Genomic DNA, 25,258 nt, shown 5'->3' on the forward strand with positions numbered 1-25,258 from the left:
GTAAAATGCCCGTCTTTGTGAATACCGTTTTCTCGTGGAGCTTTTGATTCATGCGCCAGTATCTCGACTTGCTGCAACACGTTCTTGACCATGGCGTAAAGAAAGAAGACCGCACCGGCACCGGCACCCTGAGCGTGTTTGGGCATCAGATGCGCTTTAATCTGGCGGAAGGTTTTCCGCTGGTCACCACCAAGAAAACCCATCTCAAATCGATTGCCTACGAACTGCTGTGGTTCTTGCGTGGCGACACCAATGTGCGCTGGCTGCAAGAGCATGGCGTGACCATCTGGAACGAGTGGGCGCGTGAAGATGGTGAGCTGGGCCCGGTATATGGCTCGCAATGGCGTAGTTGGCCAACCGCAGATGGTCGCCATATCGACCAGATCAGTCAGGTCGTCAAGCAACTGAAGACCAACCCGGATTCGCGGCGCATCATCGTGTCCGCCTGGAACGTGGGTGAGATCGAAAACATGGCCTTGCCGCCATGCCACGCGTTCTTCCAGTTTTATGTGGCTGACGGCAAATTGTCTTGCCAGTTGTATCAGCGCTCGGCAGATCTGTTCCTGGGCGTACCGTTCAATATTGCCTCGTACGCTTTGTTGGTGCTGATGATGGCTCAGGCCTGCGATCTGCAGCCGGGCGACTTTGTCTGGACTGGCGGGGATTGCCATATTTATTTGAACCACCTCGAACAAGTCAAAACCCAGTTGAGTCGCGATCCGCGCAACTTGCCGACCATAAAGCTCAATCCAGCCAAGCGCGATATTTTCGATTTTGAATACGAAGACTTCACGCTGGAAGGTTACGACCCGCATCCGGCGCTCAAAGGCGCTGTAGCCGTGTAATCGCTGACTTTCTCTGGCACAGGCCCGCCGTATGGCGGGCTTTTCATTTGGCACCCATAGCGCATTGTGTGACAGCCACGCTTTACAACTATCTTGATGGAAGTGCCGCCGGTTACATTGCTGATCGTTCCCCCAAATCCCGCCAGGTATCTGCGGCGAAAAATGGGAAATCAGCTTAGCCCTACGGTTGGCGTATCATTTTTTCTTTGTTGATTTGATCGTGTCGGTCCCGACTGACGACACAGGAGTTCTGGATGTCCAATATTGCCGCGCTAGCCTGCGCCTTGCCCAAAGCCGAGCTACATCTACACATCGAAGGCACGCTCGAACCCGAACTGGCTTTTCGTCTGGCCGAGCGTCATGGCGTGAAACTGGCCTGGCCCAATGTTGAGGCATTGCGCGCTGCCTATGATTTTTCGGATTTGCAGTCGTTTCTGGATCTGTATTACGCCGGTGCCAGCGTCTTGCTGACTGAAACCGATTTTTACGACCTGACCTGGGCTTATCTGGAACACGCGCACGCCGATAACTTGCGTCATGTTGAAATCTTTTTTGATCCGCAGACGCATACCGAACGCGGTGTGGCATTTGGTGACGTGATCGGTGGCATTCGCCGCGCCATGCTGCAGGCCGAGCGTGAGTGGGGCATCAGCTTTCGCATCATCATGTCGTTCTTGCGGCACTTGTCCGAGGCTGACGCAGTGGCCACATTAGAGGAAGCCAAGCCGTTTTTGCACCGCATTGACGGCATTGGGCTCGATTCCAGCGAAATGGGTCATCCACCTTCCAAGTTCACTCGCGTGTTTGCGCTATGCCGAGAGCTAGGTTTGCCGGTGGTAGCGCATGCGGGCGAAGAAGGCCCACCCGCATACATCGAAGAAGCGCTGGATATCCTGCAGGTAAAACGGATTGACCACGGCGTGCGGGCGATTGAAAGCGAAGCGTTGATGGCGCGGCTGGCGCAGGAACAAACGCCGCTGACGGTGTGCCCGCTGTCTAACGTCAAGCTCAAGGTCTACCAGGATATGCGCGAGCACAAGCTGCGCGAGATGCTGGCGCGCGGGCTGAAAGTCACCATCAATTCGGATGATCCGGCGTATTTTGGGGGCTACGTGAATGACAACTTCGTGGCGTGTGTCGATGCACTGGGTTTGACCGCGCAAGAAGTAGTCAAGCTGGCTAGAAACAGCATTGAAGCCAGCTGGCTGGAGTCGGCGCGTCGCGACGTATTGCTGGCAGAAATCGACGATGTATATCGGGATTGGCGCGGGGAGTAATCCAGCGCATTAGTGATTGCCTGAACCAACAAAAAACCGCCAACGAATAACTGGCGGTTTTTTGTTGGTTGCCCACAAGACGAGCAAGCTCAAACTACATTAAGCACTTCGTAGCACGCACCCATGGTGTGGTAGTCCGTCTTGCCGGCGGGCGATTTCTCGTCATCCACTTTGGCGTTTTCTGGCGTCAAGATGCGATACCAGGCACCGTATTGGTGATCAACAAAATGCTCCCAGCTGTAGGCCCAGATGCGGTCGTACCACTGCCAATATTTGGCGTCGCCGGTGCGCTGGGCCAGCAAGGCGGCGGCGGCGAATGATTCGGCCTGTACCCAGAAATACTTGTCGCCATCGTAGAGCTGGCCTTGCAGGTCGTAGCCATAGACCAGACCGCCGTTCTTTTCGTCCCAGCCATGTTCCATGGCGCGATCAAACAGTTCTTTGGCGCGGTCCAGGTGCCATTCTGCCGGAGCGTGGCGATCCAGAATCAATAGCAGCTTGGCCCATTCGGTCTGGTGCCCGGTCTGGAAACCCCACGGGCGGAAGATATTGGTGCGGTCGCCCTTGTTGTATTCCAGATCAGGGGTCCAGTCGGTCCGGAAATGCTCCCAGACCTGCCCGCCGGTGCGCCCGGCTTGCACGATGGTGAAGTTCTTGGCCAGGGTCTTGGCACGTTCCAGGTAGCGCGCCTCGCCGGTGGCTTCAAATGCCGCCAGCATGGCTTCGCAGGCGTGCATGTTGTCGTTCTGACCGCGGTAATCAGTCAGCACCCAGTCGGCGCTGGCTTCGCTGCCGTACATGCCATGTTCTGGCAGCCAGAAATGCTGTTCCATCAGATCAAACGTTTCGGCCAGCCAGGCTTTGGCTTCGCTAAACCCGGCGCGCACGCCGCAGGCATAGGCCAGAATCACAAACGCCAGGCCGTAACATTGGTTAGTAGCATCCACCACTTTGCCGTCGCTCAGCACCCAGGCATAACCACCGGTTTGCGGATTGCGGTGTACATTGCGGATGAAGTCCAGACCGTGTTTGACGCGTTCTTGATATTCCGGCTTTTGAAATTGCAGCCATGCCATGGCGTTGTTGAAAACAAACCGGGTGGACGAGACCAGATGACGCGTCGATTTGTCGTAAATCGTGCCGTCATCTTTGTAGTAATGATAGAAGCCGCCGTTGGCATCAACCGAACGCGGGTCGTAGAACGACATCGTGTGACGGATATGGTCCAGCAAAAAAGGGCGGCTGCGAAAATCGGTTTGATCAATGCTCATTGCGTCTCCAGCCAAAAAATGGGGAAGAGGGGATACGGACGGCGGCGGAAACTGGGCGTCCATCGCGGCACGAGCCCGATGCACACGGTTGCCACCTATACTTGCGTCCGAGTTGAAATCGGCAGCAATTTTACGGTGGATGGTACACCCAGTCTGTACAGTATCCCCCCACGCTTGCCGTTAATCTGTAAGCGAGTTAGATTTCAATATGAGAATTAAACCAATAACTGTTGGGAGCAGGACTATGCGATATCTGTTGGCATTGGCCGTGTTGTGCGGATGCGCTGCACTGGCGCAGGCCCAGATTTACAAGTGGAAAGATGCGAACGGCAACACCCAGTATTCGGATACGCCACCGACTGCAGCCCAGGGTAAAGCCCAGGTGGTCAATATCAAGACTGCTACCGTGAATACCATTCCGGCCCCAGCCAGCCGCCCTGCCGCTGTAGCAACCCCACCAGCTGCGGGCGCTTCGGCCCCGGCTGCGGAACAAGCGGCCTCGCAAAAAGATGAAAAAGCATGTAATACCGCAAAAACGCGACTCGGCTTTTTGCAGTCCGCGACCAAGTTGCAGTCAATCAACGAGAAAGGCGAAGTAGAAATGCTTGATGCAAACAAGAAGAAGGCTGAAATCGACAAAGCCGCAGCGAGCATCCAGAAATACTGCGAATAACTGGTTGCCGGTTTAAGGCAGCAAATAGTTTCCAACAGAAAAGCCCCCAAATTCGGGGGCTTTTCTGTTGCGTGCGCCTGGCTGTATTAGCTGGCTGTCACCGCGTTAATCACTAACACAACGCGTCGATTCATCGCCCGACCAGCTTCGGTGGCATTGGTGGCGCGAGGTTCCGCGACGCCGCGACCTTCCGACGTCAAACGAACCGGATTGACCTGGCGACCAACCAGATAATCGTTCACGGCTTGCGCGCGGCGTTGCGACAGCGCCAGGTTGTAATCGGCCTTGCCGACGTTGTCGGTGTAGCCAATGACCGCAATGGTGGTCTTGCCGTATTGATTGACCACGCTGGAGATTTTATTCAGCGTTGGCGTGAAGCCCGATTTAACCGTGCTGGAATTGGTGTCAAAACCAGTGGCCGAAGTCATGGTTACAATCAACTGGCTATCACTTTGCTTTTGCAAAATGATATTGCCAGCTTGAATTTCCGGAGCCAGTTGTTTTTGCAAATCTTTGGCTTGTTTATCCATGTATGCGCCGACGGCGCCGCCAGCCAGACCACCGCCCACCGCACCAATCAGCGCACCTTTGCCGCGATGGTTCTTGTCGACCAGTGCGCCGATAGCGGCGCCACCCACGGCGCCAATCACGGCACCGCTTTCGGTATTGTTCATACTGCGTTTGTCGCCAAGGTCATTGGCGCAAGCAGACAGTAGCAAAGCGCTGATCAGCGCGGGAATAACAACTTTACGCATGCGGTTCTCCGTTTATAAGGGATGTTTTGAAGTGATGAATGAGCGGTGGTGCGGATTATCCCCCGTCGTTGCCAGATGCCCTATGTGGAGGATTTACCTGCCAGCAAGAGCGAAAAGTGGGGTGACTGACTTGACCTGTGCATATCTGCTTGAGTGACTTAAGCCCGGACGAATTTATGCGAGTCGTCATCTTGCTGGCAGATGCAGCGCTTGCTTAGCGGACGGACTCACCAATGCCGCGGAAGTCGCGGGCTGCGGGCCAGACAACGGCCTGCGCCACAATCACGCTGGTGCCATTGAAGGTGGCTGCGGGGGATCCATACAAGACATAGCCCAGCGCCAAGGCCTCACTTACTCGGCGGCAGAAGGCGGCGTCGTCCGGGCCGGTTAGCAAGCGATAAACCGGCAGATTGTCTGGCGGGAGCAGCGGACTCATTCTTCGCCGGTACCGCCGCCTTTTTTCATGACCTTGCCTTCCGCTGCGCGCTGCCGGCGCACTTCTTTAGGATCGGCAATTAGCGGGCGATAGATTTCAACCCGGTCTTTTTCGCGCAGCACGGTATCGGATTTCACCGCCTTGGCAAAAACCCCCAGCTTGTTCACGGCCAGATCAATTTCCGGAAACTCGGCCAGAATGCCGGAGCGACGTACGGCTTCTTCTGCGGTAGTGCCTTCAGGCACTTTGATACTGACCAGTTTTTGCTTGTCACGCGTGGCGTAGACCACTTCGACGCTAATGTCATGGCTCATGATGGCGCGTTCCTGAGTTACCTGATGGTATTAACCGTAGAGTCTGTCGGCGCGCTGGATAAACGCATCGACAAAAGTAGAAGTGATTTTGCTGAACACCGGGCCAATCACGGCTTCAATCACGCGATTGGAGAACTCGTAATCCAGCGCAAATTCGATTTTGCAGGCATCTTCGTCCAGCGGCGTAAATGTCCACAGTCCGTGCAGCGTTTTGAACGGGCCGTCTACAAAATGCATGTCGATGGTATTGGTGGTTTTGATGTCACGGGTGCGAAAGAAGGTTTTGACCTTCATGAACTCTATCCGTACCGTGACATCCAGCACGGTATCGGTATGCTCGTGCACCTCCACACCGCCGCACCAGGGCAGAAATTTGGGGTAGTCTTCAACCCGTTCGACCAGATTGAACATGCGCTCGGCGCTATGCGGTACCAGCAGGGATTTTCGTATGCACTGCATCTGTATTGCGGCGTAAACTAACGGGCTTTTTACGAGAAGCGATCAACGCTGAAACGTATCATCGCATCCGGCCAGCCAGTTTTGTTTTTGCCTGGTGTCTGTAGTTGGAATCGAATGAAAAACCGCAAATCAGAGGAACGGCGATTTACAAAATGACCGAGCATCCTACCGCCCCACAGAATGACACGCAACTTGATAGCCTGCGCCTGCCGCCGCATTCGGTAGAAGCTGAGCAATCCGTGCTGGGTGGCCTGTTACTGGACAACCCGTCGTTTGACCGGATTGCCGACATTATCAACGAGCAGGACTTCTATCGCGACGACCATCGCCGCATCTGGCAACACATCGTCAAGATGATCGAACACAACCGTCCCGCCGACGTGATTACCGTGTCCGAGTCGCTGGACAACAATAACGAGCTTTCTTATATCGGCGGCCTGGCTTATCTGGGCGCGCTGGTACAAAACACACCTTCTGCCGCCAACATTCGCCGTTATGGTGAAATCGTGCGCGAAAAATCGGTGATGCGGCAGCTCGCCAGCGTCGCCACCGAGATCGCCGATGCGGCCTACAATCCGGGTGGACGAGAAGCCTCAGCGTTGCTGGATGAAGCTGAATCACGCGTATTCCAGATCGCCGAGCAGTCGGCTAAAGGGCAGCAGGGCTTTATTGCCATGCCGCCGATCTTGAAAGAAATCGTCGAGAAGATCGATTACCTCTACAAACAAGACAACCTGTCTGAGGTCACCGGCGTGGCGACCGGTTTTTTTGATCTGGATAAAATGACTTCCGGTCTGCAACCGGGCGATCTGGTGATCGTGGCGGGTCGTCCATCCATGGGTAAAACCGCGTTCTCGGTCAACATAGCTGAACACGTAGGCACCGAATTGCGTTTGCCGGTGGCGATTTACTCCATGGAAATGGGCGCGGCGCAATTGGGCATGCGGATGGTGGGGTCGATCGGCAAGATCGACCTGCACAAGCTCAAGACCGGCAAGTTCGAGGATGAAGATTGGACCAAGCTGACCTACGCGATCAATCGCTTGTCCGAGGCGCCCATCTTCATTGAAGAAACCGGCGCTTTGACCGCGCTGGACATCCGCACCAAATCACGACGACTGGCGCGACAGCATGGTCAGTTGGGTTTGATCGTGATCGACTATTTGCAGTTGATGGCGGGCCGGGCAGGGGCCAAAGACCAGAACCGGGCAACCGAACTGGGCGAAATCTCACGCGGTTTGAAGTCACTGGCCAAAGAACTCAAATGTCCGATCATTGCGCTTTCGCAGTTGTCGCGCTCGGTGGAGCAACGTACCGACAAACGCCCCATGATGTCTGACTTGCGCGAATCCGGCGCAATTGAGCAGGATGCCGACATCATCATGTTTATGTATCGGGATGAGTACTACAACCCGGACTCGCAATTCAAAGGTCTGGCGGAATGTATCGTCGGCAAGCACCGGAATGGCCCGACCGGCAAGGTGCCGCTGGTATTTATCGGCAAGTATTCGCGCTTTGATAATGCGTTGGTGAAACCGGATGGCTGGTCGGGGGATCTGGAGTAAGTGGGTTTGACGCAGTAGTTGTTTGGGTCTGGCGGGTAGGGCGGGAGCAATCTGCGTTCCCTCAGTCGGCCGGAGCCTAAGGTCTCCGGCTCTCGGTCGGCGTGATTTGCGGTGTGGTATGCCAGAGTTAATTGCAACAGCAACAGCAGAGCCGCCATGCACACCAATTACATCGTCCTTCCCGCGAAGGCGGGAATCCAGCGGCGACGTTCACCGTGGGCCGCCGAGGCTGGGAATGCGAAAAGCACGTAGCCCGGATGAAGCGAAGCGAGAATCCGGGGTGGCAATGATGACCAAGCTAACCCCTATCTCCTCACTTCAGCCAGCAAGAGCGAGACAACCTCGCTCTCGCGCCATACTCTTCCACTCAATACGTATAAAACATCCGCTGAATCTCTTTGGTATCTTTGGTCTTGGTCAGCGCCAGCATCAGCAAGATGCGGGCTTTTTGCGGGCTGAGGGTGTCGGAGACGACGAAGTCAGTTTTGTCGTCATCGTTCTCGCCATTACGCAGGGTGGGGCCGTTGCCGACCCGGGATGAGCGCAGGATGTAGATGCCTTTCTGGCGCAATTCGGTCAGGCGGGCGCGTACGGGCGTGGACAGACTGCCGTCACCGGTACCGGCATAAACGATACCGACATCACCAGCGGCAACAAACGCATCAATTGCGATGGTATTGGCGTTGGCCGAACCATAGGCGATGTCGATGGCGGGCAGATGCTCCATCTTTGATACGTCAAACTCGGTTTCCCAAGTGTGCTTTTTGGTGGTGGCACGATAAAACTGCGGTTTGCCGGAAACGATATAGCCCAAGTCGCCCAGTTCCGGCGAGCGGAAGGTGTTGGCAAGCATGGTGTTGGTCTTGGTGACATCACGAGCGCCGAGGATTTCGTCGTTCATGGCCACCAGCACGCCACGATTGACCGAGTCCGGGCTGCCAGCAACGGCCACCGCGTTATACAGGTTGATCGGGCCGTCGGCGCTGATGGCAGTGGAAGGGCGCATGGAACCCACAATCACTACTGGCTTTTTGCTCTTCACGGTCAAATTGAGGAAATACGCCGTTTCTTCGATGGTGTCGGTGCCGTGAGTGATGACAATGCCATCCACGCTGCTTTGCTTGAGCAATTCGTTCACTCGCTTGGCCAGCACCAGCCAGTTCTCGTTGGTCATGTTCTCACTGGCAATCTGGAATACCTGCTCGCCAGAAACATTGGCCACTTGCTTTAATTCTGGCACCGCTTCGATCAGCTTTTCCACGCCGACCTTGGCTGCGGTATAACCCACCGTGGTCGTGCTGGTGGCGCCAGTCCCGGCGATGGTGCCACCCGTGGCAAGGATCACCACATTGGGCAGTTTGTCGGCGGCGTAAACCACAACAGAACTACACGTGATGGCGACAAATAGTGCGCGTTGCAGCATCTTGGTGAGCATGCGTATCTCCAGACATGGGTTTTCAGGTAGGGTGACGCTTTTGGTCAAACATCGATCAACTCAATAAACTGTCGGCGCTTGCGGCATGCTCAGCCAGGACTGCAGACCGTTGATAAAACATGGTGCAGCAAGGCACGTGGCAGTTTATATGGGTGATTAAAAGCATGATCCGTGCCCTTGGCTGACAACATTGTCGAAAGCACTGTCAGGGAAAACGTTAATACCAATTGCATATCCAGTGGTTGATTTCTGATCTAATTTTTTGATTAAAAAGGAATAATTGTGAAAGTCATCGCCTTCTCCCAGCAGTCGCCGCAAGCCATCGTTGATCATCCCCGGCCGGAGCGTCTGGTGTCTGGCAACCCACAGCGCACCACCTGGCTGCACTACGAAAATGCATCCAAAGAATTTTCGAGCGGAATCTGGGCGTCCGAGCCGGGTAGCTGGCGGATTGAGTTTGGCCCGAATGAAGAAGAGTTCTTCAGCATCATCGAAGGCTTGGCCCGCGTGCATGATGAAAACGGAGAGGTGGTGGAAGTGCGGGCGGGTGAGGCGCTGGTTATCCCGGCTGGCTTCAAAGGCCAGTTTGAAGTGGTCGAGCCGGTGAAAAAGTATTTTGTGGTGCTGGAACGTAACGCGGGCTAAACAGGCGGGGCGAAGGAGTAGCCAACAACAGAAAAGGCCCGGAAAACCGGGCCTTTTCGTTATCTGTACGCATGATGCGATGCATCAAACCGCTTAGTGGCGCTGCTCAACCACCAACGCGTTGTATGGCGCAAACAGATAGAACGGTGCGAACAGCAACTTCCAGCCATGCATATTGCTTTTGACAGTGAAATGCATTTCTTCGCCATCGGTATCAAATACCAGCGGCGGTGTTTTACCCCAATCCAGTTGCGCTTGCAGCGTATGGCGCCCGGGTGGCAGCGGGGCGCTCAGGCAATTGCCCGGCATGGTATGGCCGAGTGGATGTCCATCCAGCAACATGCGCGGCTGACGGCCCAGCGCGCCTTGACGATGAATCTTGATCGTTGGCATTGATCTCCCACCTTGTTGTTGTGCCAGTCGCGGAACCGGTTATTCATCTTTTCGATGAATACCCCCCTGGGTTCTGGATCGGTGCGACTGATCAGCGCAAAGCCTACACGCCGGTATGTTGCGGGGCTAGTCCCCGACTTGTTTGCCTTGGCAAGTAAATCGGCCAATTTGCTTGCTTTGCGAAAGTCGGGTTATCACCGTTCGTCAGCTGCGAAAGGCGATGGAGTGAAACTGTCATGTAACTGAAAAATTGCTGTGTTGCAGCATAAAGAAACAGCGCTGAAGGCTTTTCCTGGTGTAATCACAATGCTTGCAACAGGCTTGGCAGGCGCGCTTTTTTGCTGAAATAAAAGTATTTCTCAGAAAATCATAAGCTTGCAATGAAAAACGGGCCTCGCGGCCCGTTGTTGAGATGATAAGTAAATGACCAGGTTTACAGCGTTTCTGCCGCGTAATCCGCCAGGCGTGAACGCTCGCCGCGTTGCAAGGTGATATGCCCCGAGTGGGTCCAGATCTTGAAGCGATCCACCACGTAGGTCAGGCCCGATGAGCCCTCGGTGAGGTAGGGCGTATCAATCTGGCTGATATTGCCCAGACACACTACCTTGGTGCCGGGACCGGCGCGGGTGATGAGCGTCTTCATCTGCTTGGGTGTCAGGTTCTGCGCCTCATCAATAATCAAGAACTTGTTGAGGAAAGTACGCCCGCGCATGAAGTTGAGTGATTTGACCTTGATACGGCTGCGAATCAGATCACGCGTAGCAGCACGGCCCCAGTCGCCTGCTTCGGCATCGGTCTGGTTGAGCACATCCAGGTTGTCTTCCAGCGCGCCCATCCACGGCTGCATCTTTTCTTCTTCGGTCCCCGGCAGAAAGCCAATGTCCTCGCCCACCGGCACGGTTACGCGGGTCATGATGATTTCGGAGTAAATCTTGGATTCCAGCGTTTGTACCAGACCTGCCGCCAGCGTCAGCAGCGTTTTACCGGTACCGGCCTGACCGAGCAGCGAGACAAAATCCACGTCCGGATTCATCAGCATGTTGAGCGCAAAGTTTTGCTCCCGGTTGCGCGCTGTTACGCCCCAGATGGCGTTTTTCTGGTGTGAATAATCTTTGAGGCTTTCAATCTTGGCTGTTTTGCCTTCCAGCTCGACCACGCGAGCCGCGAGCGGGCGCTCGCCTTGCTGGAACAACAACTGGTTGGGGTAAAGGTCGATGACATCCGGGCCTTTCAGGCGCCAGTAGCTGCGGCCGCCTTCTTGCCAGCTCTCCAGATCCTTACCGTTTTTCTCCCAGAACGACTGGTCGATCTCGCGCATGCCGGTGTACAGCAGGTCGGTATCTTCCAGCACTTTGTCGTTGAAATAGTCTTCGGCGGCCAGGCCCAGCGCACGCGCCTTGATGCGCATGTTGATGTCTTTGGACACCAGAATGACCTGACGCTTGGGCTGCATTTGCTGCAGGTGATGCACGACGCCCAGAATCTGGTTGTCGGCTTTGCCCATGGGCAATTGGGAGGGCAGCACGCTGGTGATGGCTTCGGTCTGCAAGAACAAACGACCGCTGGCCTGGCCTTTACTGGCATCGGCCAGCGATACACCGGCATGCAAATCTTCTTCTCGGCCCGCAATCAACTCTTCGATAAAACGACTGGTCTGACGGGCGTTGCGGGCCACTTCCGTCATGCCTTTCTTGTTCCCGTCCAACTCTTCCAGCGTCATCATCGGCAGAAAGAGGTCATGCTCTTCAAAGCGAAAGATCGAGGTTGGATCGTGCATCATCACATTGGTGTCCAGCACGAACAACTTTGAATCCTCAGCTTTTTTCGACTTGCGAGCGGCCATAAGGCTCTCCTTGTAGACGGGCGAAATGAAAACCGGGTGATGCGGTACCAATAAAAAACGGCCCATGCAGGCCGTTTCCCCTTATTTCAGGCCCTGCACAACGCTGAGCACTGCTTCCACATGGCCGGGTACCTTTACCCCGCGCCACTCGTGGGCGATTTTCCCCTCCTTGTTGATCACAAAGGTGCTGCGCTCGATACCGCGCACTTGCTTGCCGTACATATTCTTCATTTTCATCACGCCAAAGGCCGCGCAGGCGACTTCGTCCGGGTCTGAGATCAACTCGAACGGGAACGCCATTTTGGCCTTGAAGTTTTCGTGGGATTTGATGCTGTCGCGGCTGATGCCGAAGACTTTGGCGCCCGCTGCGGCAAACGCAGCGTGATGATCGCGGAAGTCGCCACCTTCAACGGTGCAACCAGGAGTGCTGTCCTTCGGATAGAAGTAGAGCACAAAGGCTTCGCCGAGCAGCGAGGCCGGATTGAATGTCGTACCACCCGTCACGGGCAATTCAAAAGACGGGCAGGATTCATTGAGCATCGATAGTTCTCCGTTTTTTTTCAGGATGCTTGCCCCTCTGACTTCATTCTGGTCAATGCAGTCGTAAGCAGCAAGGAAGATAAATGAGTTTTGTAAAAATGCCGCATCGCCATCAAGCCATGCCATTGCCTGGGGGCAAACATTCGGGTGCCATCCGGACTTGATCTCACACGTCGGCCCCAAGCACAGTTACAATAACCACCATTTTGTGTAGATGGTGTGACAACGATGAGTATCAAGTCCGATAAGTGGATTCGCCGCATGGCCCAAGAGCACGGGATGATCGAGCCGTTCATTCCAGGTCAGGTCAAGGAAGTCAACGGCGAGCGCATCGTTTCGTATGGCACGTCCAGCTACGGCTACGACATTCGCTGTGCCGATGAATTCAAAGTGTTCACCAACCTGAACTCCACCATCGTTGATCCAAAAAACTTCGATGAAAACAGCTTTGTGGATGTCTCGGGCAAGGGTTACTGCATCATCCCGCCGAACTCGTTCGCGCTGGCCCGTACCGTCGAATACTTCCGTATTCCGCGTAATGCGCTGACGGTATGTCTGGGTAAATCGACCTACGCCCGTTGCGGCATTATCGTGAACGTGACGCCGTTTGAGCCGGAATGGGAAGGCTACGTAACGCTGGAATTCTCCAATACCACGCCGCTGCCCGCCAAGATTTACGCCAATGAAGGCGTGGCGCAGGTGCTGTTCTTTGAGGCCGATGAAGATGACGTTTGCGAAACCAGTTACCGTGATCGCGGCGGCAAATACCAAGGCCAGATTGGCGTGACTTTGCCAAAAACCTGATCGCCCGATGGGTGTGATTGCATGACAGAAAAGGCCGCTAAATGCGGCCTTTTCTTTATCCACCACCCGCCGCAAATTACCCGTGAGGCGCAGGGCACAAATCGCAATCCGGGCATAATTGGTGGCCAGATAGTTGCATTTGCAAGCGATCCACATGCCATCATGCAGACCAACAGGGGCTGACGGCACTGCGCTGGGCAACGCTGAACTCGCGTGCACATATTGCAACATTCTGCACCCGCGGCTGTCTGTGCAGGCATAGCTTCAATTACCGACTTTTTTCCGGTTTCGTCCTTCAACATCACTCTGCGGAGTTCCTTTTCATGGCCTACGTTGCTGCTCAATCCCGTTACGATCAAATGGTTTACCGCACTTGCGGTAAAAGCGGCCTCAAACTGCCCGCGTTGTCGCTGGGTTTGTGGCACAACTTCGGCGGCACTACCGCGATTGAACGCCAGCGAGAGATGCTGCATACCGCGTTTGATCTGGGCATTTCCCATTTCGATCTGGCCAACAACTATGGTCCACCGTACGGTAGTGCGGAGTCCAATTTCGGTCAGATATTCAAAGAGGATTTCCGGCCGTATCGCGATGAATTGATCATTTCCAGCAAAGCCGGTTGGGATATGTGGCCTGGGCCGTACGGGCAAGGTGGTGGTTCACGCAAATATGTGCTGGCCAGCCTGGATCAAAGCCTGCAGCGACTGGGCCTGGATTACGTGGATATCTTTTATTCGCACCGGTTTGATCCGGACACGCCACTGGAAGAAACCGCCGGTGCGCTCGCAACCGCCGTGCAGCAAGGCAAAGCCTTGTATGTGGGGATTTCCTCTTATTCGCCCAACAAAACCCAGGAAATGGCCGCTTTGCTGCGCGAATGGAAAATTCCGCTGCTGATTCACCAACCGTCCTACAACATGCTCAACCGCTGGGTAGAACATGGCTTGCTGAACGTATTGGCCGGCGAAGGTACCGGCTGTGTTGCGTTTACACCGCTGGCGCAAGGCTTGCTGACCGACAAGTATCTCAACGGCATCCCTGAACACGCCCGCGTAAATAACGAAGGTGGTGGCTCGCTGCAAAAGTCGCATCTGAACGAAGAAAACATCGCCCGGGTGAAATCGCTGAACGAGATTGCCAAACGTCGTGGGCAAAGTCTGGCGCAAATGGCGCTGGCCTGGATTCTGCGTGATGCGCGGGTGACGACCGCGCTGATTGGCGCGAGCAGCCCGGAGCAAATCAAAGAGAACGTGGCCGCGTTGCAAAAGCTGGAGTTCACCATTGATGAACTCAACGAAATCGACAAATACGCAGTAGAAAGCGGCGTCAATCTGTGGGAAAAACCCTCCACTGATCAGCGCCCCTGAGCGCCTTGGCGCGCGGCGCAACTCCGCCGTAGTCCGGTGCATGGCGTGCTAAAATCCGCGCCATGCACTATCACCTTGTCATTCCTCACGGCATCTGGCCGGATGTCGACCTGCAATCGCAAATCACTGCGAATTTACAACTGCCGGCGCTCGCGACGCTGATTGCGCGCGGACAACGTCTGCCGGGCAAAAAACAGCAATGGCACGCCTGGTTGAGTGAGCGTTTTGGCTTGCGCTCATTACCGGTGGCACCGCTCACCTTGGGCGTGGATCTTCCGGGTGCCGAGCCTGGTTACTGGTTGCGTGCTGACCCGGTGCATTTGCATGTCGGGCGCGATCAATTGTCTTTGCAGGATGGCCGCAGTTTTGACATTACCCAAGCCGATGCTGATGCGTTGATCAGCAGTCTCAACGGGCTTTTCAAAGACGATGGTTACGAGTTTTTTGCCCCCACGCCGCAGCGCTGGTACTTGCGTTTGCCGCTGGACCCGCAGTTGCGCTGCACGCCCATAGACGCGGTGATCGGGCGCAATATTGATCCGTTTTTGCCCAAAGGGCCGGATGCCTTGCAATGGCATCGCGCGCTCAATGAAATCCAGATGCTGTTTTATACCAATCCGGTCAATGACCAGCGCGAAGCGCGTGGCGAGCCGTCGATTAACAGCATCTGGCTGTGGGGCGGCGGCGACTGGCCTTTGCCACGCAAGCCAGTAGTGCCGGAACAATGGGTGCTGGGCGACGATCCGGTATTACAAGCTTTGGTCAAAGCCGGGCAGGGCAAAACTGCGGCGTTGCCTGCACACGCCAGCGAGCTGCCCAGACACGACGCCATGGTGGTGCTGGATGTCTTGGGCGATGAATTGATCGCCAACGACCCGCACGGCTGGCGCACTACCTGGCAAAAACTGGAAAGCGACTGGTTTGCACCGTTGCTGGAGCAATTGCGGGAAGGTCGGCTTGATTCGGTGGCATTGAGCTTTCCAGAAATCGGCCTCGCGGTTGAAGCCAATCGCAGCCTGCGTTGGCGCTTTTGGCGACGCCCACGATTGCCGTGGTAAATCAGCGCATAACGGCCCGTTCACGACCAACCCCAACTCAGAAAGCGATCAATCCAGCCATGCCCCGTATCCAGCCCCGTCCCATTCCGGCCGACCTTGAAACCACTTTGCGCGCCGACGGGTTTTCTACGCTGGAAGCGCGACTGTACGCGGCGCGCGGCATTCTGGGCAAAGCCGAACTGGAGCACGATCTTGCCCGCTTGCTGCCATTTACCTCACTCAAGGGGATAGTGGAAGCCGCCAAACGTCTGGCTGATGCCATTGCCAGAAGCGAGCGGATTCTGATCGTGGCCGACTACGATGCCGATGGCGCCACGGCTTGCGCCGTCGGCCTGAAAGGCTTGGGCATGCTCGGGGCGACCATCGATTTTGTGGTGCCCAATCGCTTTGAATATGGCTACGGATTGACGCCAGAAATTGTTGAGTTGGCAGCGCAAAAACTGCCCGATCTGATCCTGACTGTGGATAACGGCATCGCCAGCGTGGCTGGTGTGCTGGCCGCCAAGGCGCGCGGCATTGACGTGCTGATTACCGATCACCATTTGCCCGGCGATCATCTGCCCGATGCGCTGATTGTTAACCCCAATCAGCCGGGTTGCACATTCCCCTCCAAAAATCTGGCCGGTGTCGGCGTGATGTTCTACGTACTGATGGCGGTGCGGGCCGAGATGCGCCAGCGCGGCGTGTTTGGCGATCAACCGGAACCCAATCTGGGCCAATTGCTGGACCTGGTGGCACTGGGAACAGTGGCTGACGTGGTCAAACTGGATACCAACAACCGCATTCTGGTCGAACAAGGTTTGAAGCGCATGCGGGCCGGGCGGGCCTGCGCCGGTGTATTGGCGCTATTTACTGCCGCTGGGCGTGATCCGCGCCGAGCCACCTGTTTTGATCTGGGCTTTACGCTGGGGCCACGCTTGAATGCCGCCGGACGGCTGGACGACATGAGTCTGGGTATCGCTTGTTTGCTGGCTGGCAGCGAGAGCGGTGCGCTGCCGCTGGCACAAGAACTGGACCAGATGAACCGCGCCCGTCGCGATATCGAAGCCGGCATGCGTGACGAGGCCGAGGCGATCCTCACCACGGTCAACGTTGACGATGCCTGGAGCATTTCGCTGTATCAAGCCGATTGGCATCAAGGCGTGGTCGGCATTGTGGCTTCACGCGTGAAAGACCGGTTTCACCGGCCCACGCTGGTGTTCGCAGATGGCGGCGAAGGCGAGATCAAGGGCTCGGGGCGTTCCATTCCGGGCTTGCATTTGCGCGATGCGCTGGACCTGGTTTCCAAGCGTCACGAAGGATTGATTCTGAAATTTGGCGGCCACGCCATGGCCGCCGGTTTGAGCTTGCGCACCGAGGATTTTGGCCGCTTCCAGCAGGAGTTTGAGGCCGTGTGTCGTGAACTGATGCCATCTTCGGCGCTGGAACGCATTATCGAAACCGATGGCGCTTTGCCCGAAGAAAGCTACAACATGGATATCGTGACCAAACTCGATAGCCAGGTGTGGGGGCAAGGTTTTCCGGCGCCACGTTTTCATGACGAGTTTCGTGTGCTGGAACAGCGCGTGGTGGGCGAACGACATCTCAAGGTCAAGCTGGCTACGCGGTTCGGTCTGGTGCTGGACGGCATCCGTTTTCAACATGCGGACCCGCTGCCTGCCACGGTCACCGCCGTGTTTTCGATCTCGATCAATGAGTTTCGTGGCGAACGGACTTTGCAACTACAACTGGATCACTGCGAATAAACCCGGTCAGCGCTGACGCTGACGCAAAGGAGATTGTGGATTTGCCCAAGCTTTCGCCGCTGCTTTCCGTTGTCCCTTTGGTCCTGGTGGCGCTGAGTGCCGCTCCAGCGCGGGCCGTGATCATGACGCCACAAGAGGCCGCCGCTGCGGGTGAGCGCGCCTGCAAGCCGGCCACTGGCGGCATGCTCGATTGCATTGACATAGACACCACGCCGGCAGCGCCCGCCAACGATCCATCCATTCAGCCATTGCCGACTATGCAGTATTCGGGCGACCAATACCCGGCAGCGTCGGTAGAGCCGCCAATCCGCCCGGCGCTGGATGAAGTCCCAGCGAGTTTGCCAGGTAATCGCGTCACGCTAGGCTGGGATATCAACTTCGGGACCACTGCCCAGTATTGGGAAGTCTGGGACAACGGCGAACTGCGCATGCGCAGCCAGACGTTTACCCAGCGCACGCTGCTCACCAGCAAGGACAGCGCGGCCAAAGCAATCTCGGTACAAAGCGGTGTCTATACCCTTACCGATATGGCTACCGGGCGGCACGATCTGCTGGTGCGCTTATGCAATACCGGCCCTGACGGCGAGTCCGCTTGCACGCCACTTCATGCCAGCACCTGGGTTGGCGCCGAGAAAAAAGACGAAAAACCTTCGGCGCCCGCCATCGACTGGTTACCCGCTGTGACTACCGGTGAGCCCGTGAAAATTGACTGGCATCTGTGGTGGGGCACGCCTGGCCATTACTGGCAGGTGCTGGATCAGCGCAAAGTGCTGTATGAATCCGCATCGTTTACCGAAGATACCCCCAACAGTCAGTCCGCAGGCACCACAATCAGTGGCCTGGCACCGGGCAAGCATGTGTTGAGCGTGCGCTTATGCAGCAAGTTGGCCTGCGCTTCGAGCGACCCGTACCCGCTGGAAGTGGTCAGCACTTCGCCGTCGCCCACCATGCCGCAACTGGCTATTAACAGCGGCACGGCCGACTCCTACATCCTGGCTTGGTCGCTACCGCTCGCTGCCGCGACCAATGCACCGGTGAGCTGGCAATTGCTGGATGCCGATGCCAACGCGCCATTGGGCGGGGTGCAAAAGCAGGCGGCGATTTGCAATCAAGGCGTAGTGGAATCGCGGCAGAGCGTAGTCAGTACGCGCAGTTATTGCGGGCAGATTCGTATCTTGCGCGACCAGACTCCAGCTCGCGTGGCGGTTGAAGTGTGTTTTGCCGATGACGATTGCCGCGCCAGCTCGCCGCTGGTTATGGCAACGGCGGATGTGCCGCCGGTGAGTCAAGTGCCGGTAACCGCGGATGACACTGCAGCTTCGCCGAAGGGTGCAGCTACGAGCACCTCGGCCACTTCTGCAGACACTGGCATGTCGTCGCAACCCGCCGTCAACGCTGACAAGACCACTGGCGCCTCGTCCACAAACAGCGACGATATGGACAACAAGCCGTTCGATCTACCCAGCAACCTCCCCGCCAAAAACCATGACAGATACTGAAGCAACATCCACCATCGCGGAAGCGGGTTATGTATTTGTCTATGGCACGCTCAAACAAGGCTGTCGCAATCATCACTGGATGCGCGGCACACCTTGCCTGGGGCAGGCGCAGACGGTGGCAAGTTATGCCCTTTATCTGGATCAGCGCATTCCGTTTCTGTACAAGAGCGAGCCGCGTTATCCGGTGCAAGGCGAGCTGTACCATGTCGATGCAGCCCAATTAGCGCATCTGGACGTACTGGAGCGCCATCCAGAGTGGTATATGCGCCAGCAGATTGCGGTGCAGAGAGGCGATGGCTCCGTGGTTCAGGCATGGGCCTATTTCTGCCCGGTACCGATTGGTACCTTGCTGGCGCAAGGGCTATATCAGGAAGTATTTGCCGATTAATTGTATTGGCAGCAACGGCAAGCGGATTTATTGGTCAGGCGGCATTATTCATTTGAGCCGGGATATTTAACGCTGGTTTTTATCATGTCCTGCAATACCACCATAATCATTGAGGCAGTCATGGCAAACATTAAAATGCCATTGCCGGCTTCAAGCGGGCCGAGCAATTTCCACTGTTTGCTCATGACATGATCGCCATATCCCAGCGAAGTGAAATTGACGCCCGAATGGAAAACGGCATCATACAGATCGGTGAATTCGCCCAACTGCACAAATAGTAATCCCCAGACAAATATCTGGAAAAAATTGCCAATCATCAGCAATATCATCAATACAAACAATGCCTTTAACCCGCCGCTCATTAATTGGGCCCTGCCTAGTCTGGCTACGTGTTGAAAGTAATAGCGCACGCAGAAACCCATTACGGCAACCTGCAATATCAGGCACAGCAACACCATTGGCAAACCGACCAGCAAATTCAGCAACATATCAAACTCCAGTGCGTTTTAATGTTGGACGAAGCCTCATTCGGCCTTGCTCCAGGACATAAATCGCGCCCCAGGCATACAGTGCAATTCCGGCAAATAGGGCCAGGCGTATCAATGCCGCAGTGAGCACATCCTTGCCATTAGCGCTGTCTTGCACGGCCGGACCCAAAAAAATGACCAGCGTAATCATCGTGTTCATCCAGAACGAGGGCGGATAACTGCTCGGATGGATGCGATATAGCCGCAAGCCCAACCAGCAAAAAGCCAGTGTCATCCACAGCGTATACATCCATAACGATGGCCACAGGCTCAAGCCGCACCAGACCAGCAAGGCCAGCAGCGCGCCAAGAAAAGTTGACCCAAGCAATTCTCGTCCGGCTTCTTTTGCGTGCAGCGATTCTGCCTGTTGCCCCAAGGTCGCCGTTTTCATAATCGCGGCCATATAAAGCGAAGGGTTTTGTAAAGCCAATATCAGCACCGGCAAAATGATGATTACGCCGCGCAACGCAAGCCATACCGCAGCCTCGACGTCGGGCTTCACCGGCTTGGGTGGCGCCAAAACGCGAAGGTTGGGAAGAACCACGTGCATGAGCGTGCCAATGGCCGCGCCCAGAATTACGCCACCGGCCAATGCGTGAACCACCGCCAGGGCAAGCGCCTGTTCCTGTATTCCAGCAACCGGGATCAGCGTGAAAGTAACAATCAGCAAGCTCAATAAAGGATGCGACTTCCTGGTACCCACATAGAAAATGGCAAACAGCCCCAGCGCAATCAACAACACTGCAGCAACGGCGTAGTGTTGCAGCAAGGGGACCAGCAAGACCCCCGAACCCATAAGCAGAATCAGCACACCGGCAAGGACGATACTCTTTACCGGCGAGAGAGCCGGGCCAGGTTTGCTGAGCAAGAGCATGGCGATCAGCAGCGATACGTGCGGCACCGCCAAGGCCATCCCGTACGCCGCTGCCAGGGCAAGCCCGCCGCCCAGGCCGAAGCGCAAGACGAAGCGACTGGGTTGATCAATGGCGAACCGCCGCATGGTCGAATCAATAAACATACGACAGCTTGCTCATCAGGCTAAGGTAGATTGAACCAAGGCCGCTCAATAGACCGCGCTCGCCGGTAAAGATCATTACGTCGGCCTGGCCGCCAACACGCATGCCATGAATCCGTTTTAATTCCTCAGGTAAGAACTCAATCGCGACGGGAAAGCGCTGCGCTTGTCGCAGCCAGTCGCGGTTGTTTTCTATGGTCGGCAAGCTTCCGGCTGGCGTCGATTTACCCGAACTGACACCGTTACCAATGCTGCGCACGCGGCCTTTCAAAACCTCTCCTGGCATTACATCAAGAACGATCCCAACCGCATCACCCACCTTGACATTCCCCAGGTTGTTTTCGGTCATTTCCGCGCTGATCCATAAATCATGAATGGCGATCAGCGTCATGGTTGCCGCGCCCGCCTGGGCGAACTGGCCCACGTCGGCACGCAAGTCCGTGACCAAACCGCGCGATGGGGCAAAGACCGTGGTTTGCTTCATGTCTAGTTCGGCTTTGGCGACGGCTGAACGCGCGCTGGCGATCTTGGCATTGACGCTTTCTTCACCACCCATGCTTTCCTGTGCCCGCACCACTTCGGCGGCTGCGGCAACGGTTTTGGCTCTGGCCTGTTCGCGTGCCGCCTGGGCTGTTTCCAGCCGACGGACCGAAATGGCGCCCGGATCTTCGGCGTATAAGGTTTCCTGGCGATGTGCGTCTTGCTCGGCCTGGAGCTGGTTGGCCTGTGCGGCCCGCAGTGAGGCTTTGGCTGAGTCAACGCCCGCAGCGGCGGCGGAAACGCCTTTGCGCGCCGACTCGTAATCAGACTTGGCGCGATCCAGCGCGATTTGATATTCGACCGGGTCAATTTCAAATAAGGGCTGATTTTTTTGTACGTCGTCGTTGTCTTTCACCAGCACTTTTTTGACGATTCCGGCCACTTCAGGCGCCACCGGGATGACGAATGCCTGGACTCGCGCCTGCGATGAATAAGGCGTAATGCGGTCGGCCGCAAAATACCAAAGCAGACTCAAGATGATGAGCAGCAACAGTAATAGCGGAGCAAGACGTGCGGCGCGCCCGGGTTTTGCCACTTCAATTACCGGTGGCGCTGGGGCTGCAGGCGCGGTGTCTTGTGAAGGACTTGAGTCACTCATCATTTTCTCGTCATGGGATCTGCGTCAGTGGCAGGCAAGGGCACATCCAGCAAGTCGCCCCAGTTAGTCCGCTCTTTCATGGTCTTTTTCGTCGCATCGTCCAGGAACGGCTCTGGTCTGGCGACTTGCCACGCACCGCCCATTGCCTTGTAAACCGCAATCAGATTACCGACGACATCGCCCCGGTTGGTCACGACGCGTTCTTGCTGACTAAACAAGGCGCGCTGGGCATCCAGCACGCGTTCAAAATCCGCCATGCCTTCGCGATACTGAATATTGGCGATAGCCAGCGCGCGCTTGGCCGCCACTTCGCCTTGGTCCAGCAGGCTGACTTGCTCCAGGCTTTTGGCATAAGAAACGGCGGCGTTATCCACTTCGCCTGCGGCTTGTAACACGCTGTCCTGGTACAGTTCGGCCAGTTCCTGGAAACGCGCGTCCTGCACCCGGACGTTATTCCGGATACGACCGTAGTCAAAAATATTCCAAGTAAAGCTTGGGCCTACACTCAAAGCTGCAGTGGTGGGTGATCCTGAAATCGAAGCGGCAGAAACACCCAATGACCCCAGCAGAGTGAGTGACGGATACAAATCGGCTTGTGCCACGCCAATCAATGCAGATTGCGCCATCAATTGCATTTCAGCCGTCCGTACATCCGGGCGGCGGCGCAGCAAATCGGCGGGCAGGTCAGCCACCATCAAAAGGTTTGCTTGCGGAATGACGCCCACACCGCTCGCCATTTCAGGTAACGGGCCCGGCGGCCTGGCCAAAATGACGGCCAAGGCATTTTGCGTGGTGCGCAAAGACGCTTCGAGCGCCGGAATACTGGCAACCGTGCTCAGGTATTGGGTTTTGGCTTGTTGCAGATCGAGTTCGGATTCATTGCCGCTTTTAAAAAGATGCTCGGTAATCTCCAGACTGCGTCTTTGAATATCGGCATTGCCATGCACGATGTTCAAACGTGATTCCAGGGTGCGAATCGCCGCATAGATCGTTGCGGTTTGCGTTACCAGCAAAATCTGCGCATCGTCGTAGCTATCCAGCGAAGCCAGATAATTGGCATCTGCCGCTTCAATACCGCGTTGAAAGCGCCCCCAGAAATCCAGCTCCCAGCCAATATTCACGCCAGCGCTGTAATTCCATTGGCTTGAGGTCACGCCACCAGACGGGCGCCGCGCCGCATAGAGCGCACTGCCGGTAGCTTGCTGTAGTTGCGGGTAAAGGTTGCTCCCGGCGATTTCCAATTGGGCGCGTGCTTCCATGACTCGTAAAGCCGCAATTTTGGCGGAATGGTTTTTGCGTAATGCTTCGTCGATCAAGCCATTGAGGACCGGGTCGTTGAAGTGCTTCCACCAGAGCGCCATGTCGCCCGTTTGCTTTGGCACGGGCACCATGCTGCTGCTCTGCCAGTCCGGGGCAATATCGCTAGCGGGGCGTACGTAGTTCGGCCCCACCACTGTACAGGCCGAGACGCTGAACGCGACCAGCAGGCTGGCGCAGCGCCGGGCAAGTGGCTTGGCCGTTGCGCTCACAATTTCAGCCACCTTATTCTTGTCCGGCCGCTTTTACCTCAACGACCACCGGCACCACCAGTTCAGCCGGGGTATCTGGCTGCATGGCCACCCAGTCCATAAATATCTGATAACCCAGCGCCAGCAGCACCGCGCCAACGAACATCCCCAGAATCCCCGCAGCGACCATGCCACCCAAAGCCCCCATCAACACCACCGGCATGGGCGCATCGACCCCTCGCCCGAGCATCAAGGGTTTGAGCACGTTATCTACAGCGCCCGCCACAATCAGCAAAATGGAATAGATAATGGCGGGCACCGTTGAATAAGTTCCACTCATCCAGATATAGGCAATTGCCGGAATGCTGATCAGCAAAGCCGGTAATTGAGCGATACCCAGTACCAAAGCAATAATGGCCAGCACGCCAGCAAAAGGGACGTGCGCAATCATCAAAATCACGCCGAGCAATGTCGCCTGGATGAACGCGATACCGATTACGCCTTGTGCCACCGCACGTATCGTTGCTGTTGATAAAATTGCAAATGATTCGCCTTTTTCAGGCCCAACAAAACGGCGGCTAATGGCTCGCGCGGTTTTGTGGCCTTCACGTCCAAACGCCATGATCACGCCGGCGATAATGAATGAAGCAAGGAATTTCAGCAGGCCGCCACCTATGCCCGCGACAAAACCCAACCCAGCTTTGGCCAGATCGCCAATTTTGGGCTGAAATGACTGGATCAAGCCTGGAAGATCGGTTGCTGCGGCGTTCCATAGCCCGTATACCTTTTTACCAATGATTGGCCATCCCGCAACTGAATCCGGCGGCACCGGAATAGTTACCGTGTTTTCTTTGAGTGTTTGAATGGAATTGGTAATTGCATCGGCCAGAGAATTGGCAAGCAGGACCATGGGCACAAAAATCAGCAAAATGCCCAAAATCACGATAATCGTGGCAGCTCGACCTTGGTTGCCTCCCAGTTTATTGGCCAGTTTCTGGTGCAACGGAAATAGCGTTACTGCCAGAATGACCGCCCACAACATCAAGGTCATGAAAGGGCCAAAAATTTGATAGCAGACTGCAACCAGGGCAGCGATCAAGCCCGCTTGAATGAATACATCGAGCAAGCGCCGCGATAATACTTTTTGCAAATTGATATTATTTAGCATGCTGGATACTCCAAAAGATCATTGCAATGCAGGCTACGATGCAGCTGATATGGAATCATCGTGGCCAACCTGGTCGACCGGTGTTTGCGACGCGCTTGCCGTCTGGCTACAAGAAATCACAGCCTTTAGACTAGAAGGGGATTGCCAGGTAATCCAGTCTATAACCAGATTTTTCGAAGCTTGCTGTCAGTTTTTCTGGATGATTTTGTCAATAAATGATGGTTTCTTCCTGAGGTGATCCTTTCTGCTTCAGCCTTTACGTGTTTTTGTCGGGATGGGTTGCCCCGCAAAATGGAGTTGGTCGCTGATTCAGTTTCAGACAAATGGAAAACCTGACAGGGCTTGAGTGGTGGAATTTCTGCCCATCTGAGTCTGCCGGATTAGCTCGATAGCATTCGGCCCAAGCCCGAGACCTGCAGATTTTTCCGACCATGCTGGAGGCGTCCATGCCCAGCTAACCGCTGCGCTGGGCGGCGCTGCAAGACACTGGCGTTTACAAACTCCTGCAGGAAGTCTAAGTTGCCACGATTAAATTAGTGCCCGCCCAAGGCGGCAACATCACCTCAGCAATCTTCTGTGGAATCTCAGTA

General features: G+C 55.7%; 25 protein-coding genes. 11 read left to right on the forward strand and 14 right to left on the reverse strand.

Annotated features, from left to right (window positions below):
- Positions 1-50: 50 nt before the first annotated feature.
- Positions 51-845, forward strand: coding sequence for a thymidylate synthase (locus P4L78_RS14550; protein ID WP_309328600.1), 795 nt, complete (start codon positions 51-53; stop codon positions 843-845).
- A 254-nt stretch (positions 846-1,099) separates the two neighbouring features.
- Positions 1,100-2,122 carry an adenosine deaminase gene (locus tag P4L78_RS14555; protein WP_309328601.1) on the forward strand — a complete coding sequence of 341 codons (1,023 nt, stop codon included), beginning with the start codon at positions 1,100-1,102 and terminating at the stop codon, positions 2,120-2,122.
- A gap of 89 nt (positions 2,123-2,211) precedes the next feature.
- On the opposite strand, the gene P4L78_RS14560 is transcribed toward P4L78_RS14555, so the two are convergent.
- On the reverse strand, positions 2,212-3,393 hold the full coding sequence (locus tag P4L78_RS14560) for an AGE family epimerase/isomerase (RefSeq protein ID WP_309328602.1): 1,182 nt from the start codon (positions 3,391-3,393) through the stop codon (positions 2,212-2,214).
- Between the two features lie 244 nt (positions 3,394-3,637).
- Between P4L78_RS14560 and P4L78_RS14565 the strand changes: the two genes are divergently transcribed.
- Positions 3,638-4,066 (forward strand): DUF4124 domain-containing protein, encoded by a 429-nt coding sequence (locus P4L78_RS14565; RefSeq protein ID WP_309328603.1) that lies wholly within the window; start codon positions 3,638-3,640, stop codon positions 4,064-4,066.
- A gap of 86 nt (positions 4,067-4,152) precedes the next feature.
- On the opposite strand, the gene P4L78_RS14570 is transcribed toward P4L78_RS14565, so the two are convergent.
- The 4 genes from P4L78_RS14570 to P4L78_RS14585 form a co-directional block, all read right to left on the reverse strand.
- On the reverse strand, positions 4,153-4,821 hold the full coding sequence (locus P4L78_RS14570; RefSeq protein ID WP_283149593.1) for an OmpA family protein: 669 nt from the start codon (positions 4,819-4,821) through the stop codon (positions 4,153-4,155).
- A gap of 214 nt (positions 4,822-5,035) precedes the next feature.
- Entirely contained in the window at positions 5,036-5,257 is a 222-nt protein-coding gene (locus P4L78_RS14575) for a DUF1737 domain-containing protein (protein WP_390901537.1), read from the reverse strand.
- Complete coding sequence (locus P4L78_RS14580) at positions 5,254-5,571, reverse strand: RnfH family protein (protein WP_283149592.1); 318 nt, start codon at positions 5,569-5,571, stop codon at positions 5,254-5,256. The genes P4L78_RS14575 and P4L78_RS14580 overlap by 4 nt, the downstream gene beginning before the upstream one ends.
- A 30-nt stretch (positions 5,572-5,601) precedes the next feature.
- Entirely contained in the window at positions 5,602-6,030 is a 429-nt protein-coding gene (locus tag P4L78_RS14585) for a type II toxin-antitoxin system RatA family toxin (protein ID WP_283149591.1), read from the reverse strand.
- Between the two features lie 152 nt (positions 6,031-6,182).
- On the opposite strand from P4L78_RS14585, the gene dnaB reads away from it, so the two are divergent.
- Positions 6,183-7,595 carry a replicative DNA helicase gene (gene dnaB, locus P4L78_RS14590; RefSeq protein WP_283149590.1) on the forward strand — a complete coding sequence of 471 codons (1,413 nt, stop codon included), beginning with the start codon at positions 6,183-6,185 and terminating at the stop codon, positions 7,593-7,595.
- A 367-nt stretch (positions 7,596-7,962) separates the two neighbouring features.
- Here dnaB and P4L78_RS14595 read toward each other — a convergent pair whose 3' ends face one another.
- Positions 7,963-9,030, reverse strand: coding sequence for a type II asparaginase (locus P4L78_RS14595; protein ID WP_283149589.1), 1,068 nt, complete (start codon positions 9,028-9,030; stop codon positions 7,963-7,965).
- Positions 9,031-9,312: 282 nt separating this feature from the next.
- Here P4L78_RS14595 and P4L78_RS14600 point away from each other — a divergent pair, with 282 nt between their 5' ends.
- Positions 9,313-9,675, forward strand: a complete 363-nt coding sequence (locus tag P4L78_RS14600) for a cupin domain-containing protein (protein WP_309328604.1) — start codon at positions 9,313-9,315, stop codon at positions 9,673-9,675.
- 93 nt (positions 9,676-9,768) lie between these two features.
- Here P4L78_RS14600 and P4L78_RS14605 read toward each other — a convergent pair whose 3' ends face one another.
- The 3 genes from P4L78_RS14605 to P4L78_RS14615 form a co-directional block, all read right to left on the reverse strand.
- A complete protein-coding gene (locus P4L78_RS14605; RefSeq protein WP_283149587.1) occupies positions 9,769-10,068 on the reverse strand; it encodes a hypothetical protein in 300 nt (99 codons plus the stop codon).
- A gap of 433 nt (positions 10,069-10,501) precedes the next feature.
- On the reverse strand, positions 10,502-11,911 hold the full coding sequence (locus P4L78_RS14610; RefSeq protein WP_283149586.1) for a PhoH family protein: 1,410 nt from the start codon (positions 11,909-11,911) through the stop codon (positions 10,502-10,504).
- 81 nt (positions 11,912-11,992) lie between these two features.
- Entirely contained in the window at positions 11,993-12,451 is a 459-nt protein-coding gene (locus tag P4L78_RS14615; protein WP_309328649.1) for a peroxiredoxin, read from the reverse strand.
- Between the two features lie 228 nt (positions 12,452-12,679).
- Between P4L78_RS14615 and dcd the strand changes: the two genes are divergently transcribed.
- From dcd to P4L78_RS14645, 6 genes are all read left to right on the forward strand, one after another.
- A complete protein-coding gene (dcd, locus tag P4L78_RS14620; RefSeq protein ID WP_283149584.1) occupies positions 12,680-13,255 on the forward strand; it encodes a dCTP deaminase in 576 nt (191 codons plus the stop codon).
- 323 nt (positions 13,256-13,578) lie between these two features.
- Positions 13,579-14,622 carry an L-glyceraldehyde 3-phosphate reductase gene (mgrA, locus tag P4L78_RS14625; protein WP_309328605.1) on the forward strand — a complete coding sequence of 348 codons (1,044 nt, stop codon included), beginning with the start codon at positions 13,579-13,581 and terminating at the stop codon, positions 14,620-14,622.
- A 62-nt stretch (positions 14,623-14,684) separates the two neighbouring features.
- A complete protein-coding gene (locus P4L78_RS14630; RefSeq protein ID WP_309328606.1) occupies positions 14,685-15,680 on the forward strand; it encodes a hypothetical protein in 996 nt (331 codons plus the stop codon).
- Between the two features lie 59 nt (positions 15,681-15,739).
- Positions 15,740-17,425: a single-stranded-DNA-specific exonuclease RecJ gene (recJ, locus tag P4L78_RS14635; RefSeq protein WP_309328607.1), complete on the forward strand. Its 1,686-nt coding sequence runs from the start codon at positions 15,740-15,742 to the stop codon at positions 17,423-17,425.
- A 41-nt stretch (positions 17,426-17,466) separates the two neighbouring features.
- Entirely contained in the window at positions 17,467-18,924 is a 1,458-nt protein-coding gene (locus tag P4L78_RS14640) for a chitinase N-terminal domain-containing protein (protein WP_309328608.1), read from the forward strand.
- Entirely contained in the window at positions 18,911-19,312 is a 402-nt protein-coding gene (locus P4L78_RS14645) for a gamma-glutamylcyclotransferase (RefSeq protein WP_283149579.1), read from the forward strand. Before P4L78_RS14640 ends, P4L78_RS14645 begins: the two co-directional genes overlap by 14 nt.
- A gap of 44 nt (positions 19,313-19,356) precedes the next feature.
- On the opposite strand, the gene P4L78_RS14650 is transcribed toward P4L78_RS14645, so the two are convergent.
- From P4L78_RS14650 to P4L78_RS14670, 5 genes are read right to left on the reverse strand one after another with little or no spacing between them, the layout of a single operon-like run.
- Complete coding sequence (locus tag P4L78_RS14650; protein ID WP_283149578.1) at positions 19,357-19,800, reverse strand: ion channel; 444 nt, start codon at positions 19,798-19,800, stop codon at positions 19,357-19,359.
- A 1-nt stretch (position 19,801) separates the two neighbouring features.
- Complete coding sequence (locus tag P4L78_RS14655; RefSeq protein WP_309328609.1) at positions 19,802-20,857, reverse strand: DUF2955 domain-containing protein; 1,056 nt, start codon at positions 20,855-20,857, stop codon at positions 19,802-19,804.
- Complete coding sequence (locus P4L78_RS14660; RefSeq protein WP_309328610.1) at positions 20,847-21,995, reverse strand: HlyD family secretion protein; 1,149 nt, start codon at positions 21,993-21,995, stop codon at positions 20,847-20,849. The genes P4L78_RS14655 and P4L78_RS14660 overlap by 11 nt, the downstream gene beginning before the upstream one ends.
- Positions 21,992-23,533: a TolC family protein gene (locus P4L78_RS14665; protein ID WP_309328611.1), complete on the reverse strand. Its 1,542-nt coding sequence runs from the start codon at positions 23,531-23,533 to the stop codon at positions 21,992-21,994. The genes P4L78_RS14660 and P4L78_RS14665 overlap by 4 nt, the downstream gene beginning before the upstream one ends.
- A gap of 1 nt (position 23,534) precedes the next feature.
- Positions 23,535-24,668, reverse strand: coding sequence for an AI-2E family transporter (locus P4L78_RS14670; RefSeq protein ID WP_309328612.1), 1,134 nt, complete (start codon positions 24,666-24,668; stop codon positions 23,535-23,537).
- Between the last annotated feature and the right edge of the window lie 590 nt (positions 24,669-25,258).

The organism is Silvimonas sp., assembly GCF_031291215.1.
GTDB lineage: Bacteria > Pseudomonadota > Gammaproteobacteria > Burkholderiales > Chitinibacteraceae > Silvimonas > Silvimonas soli.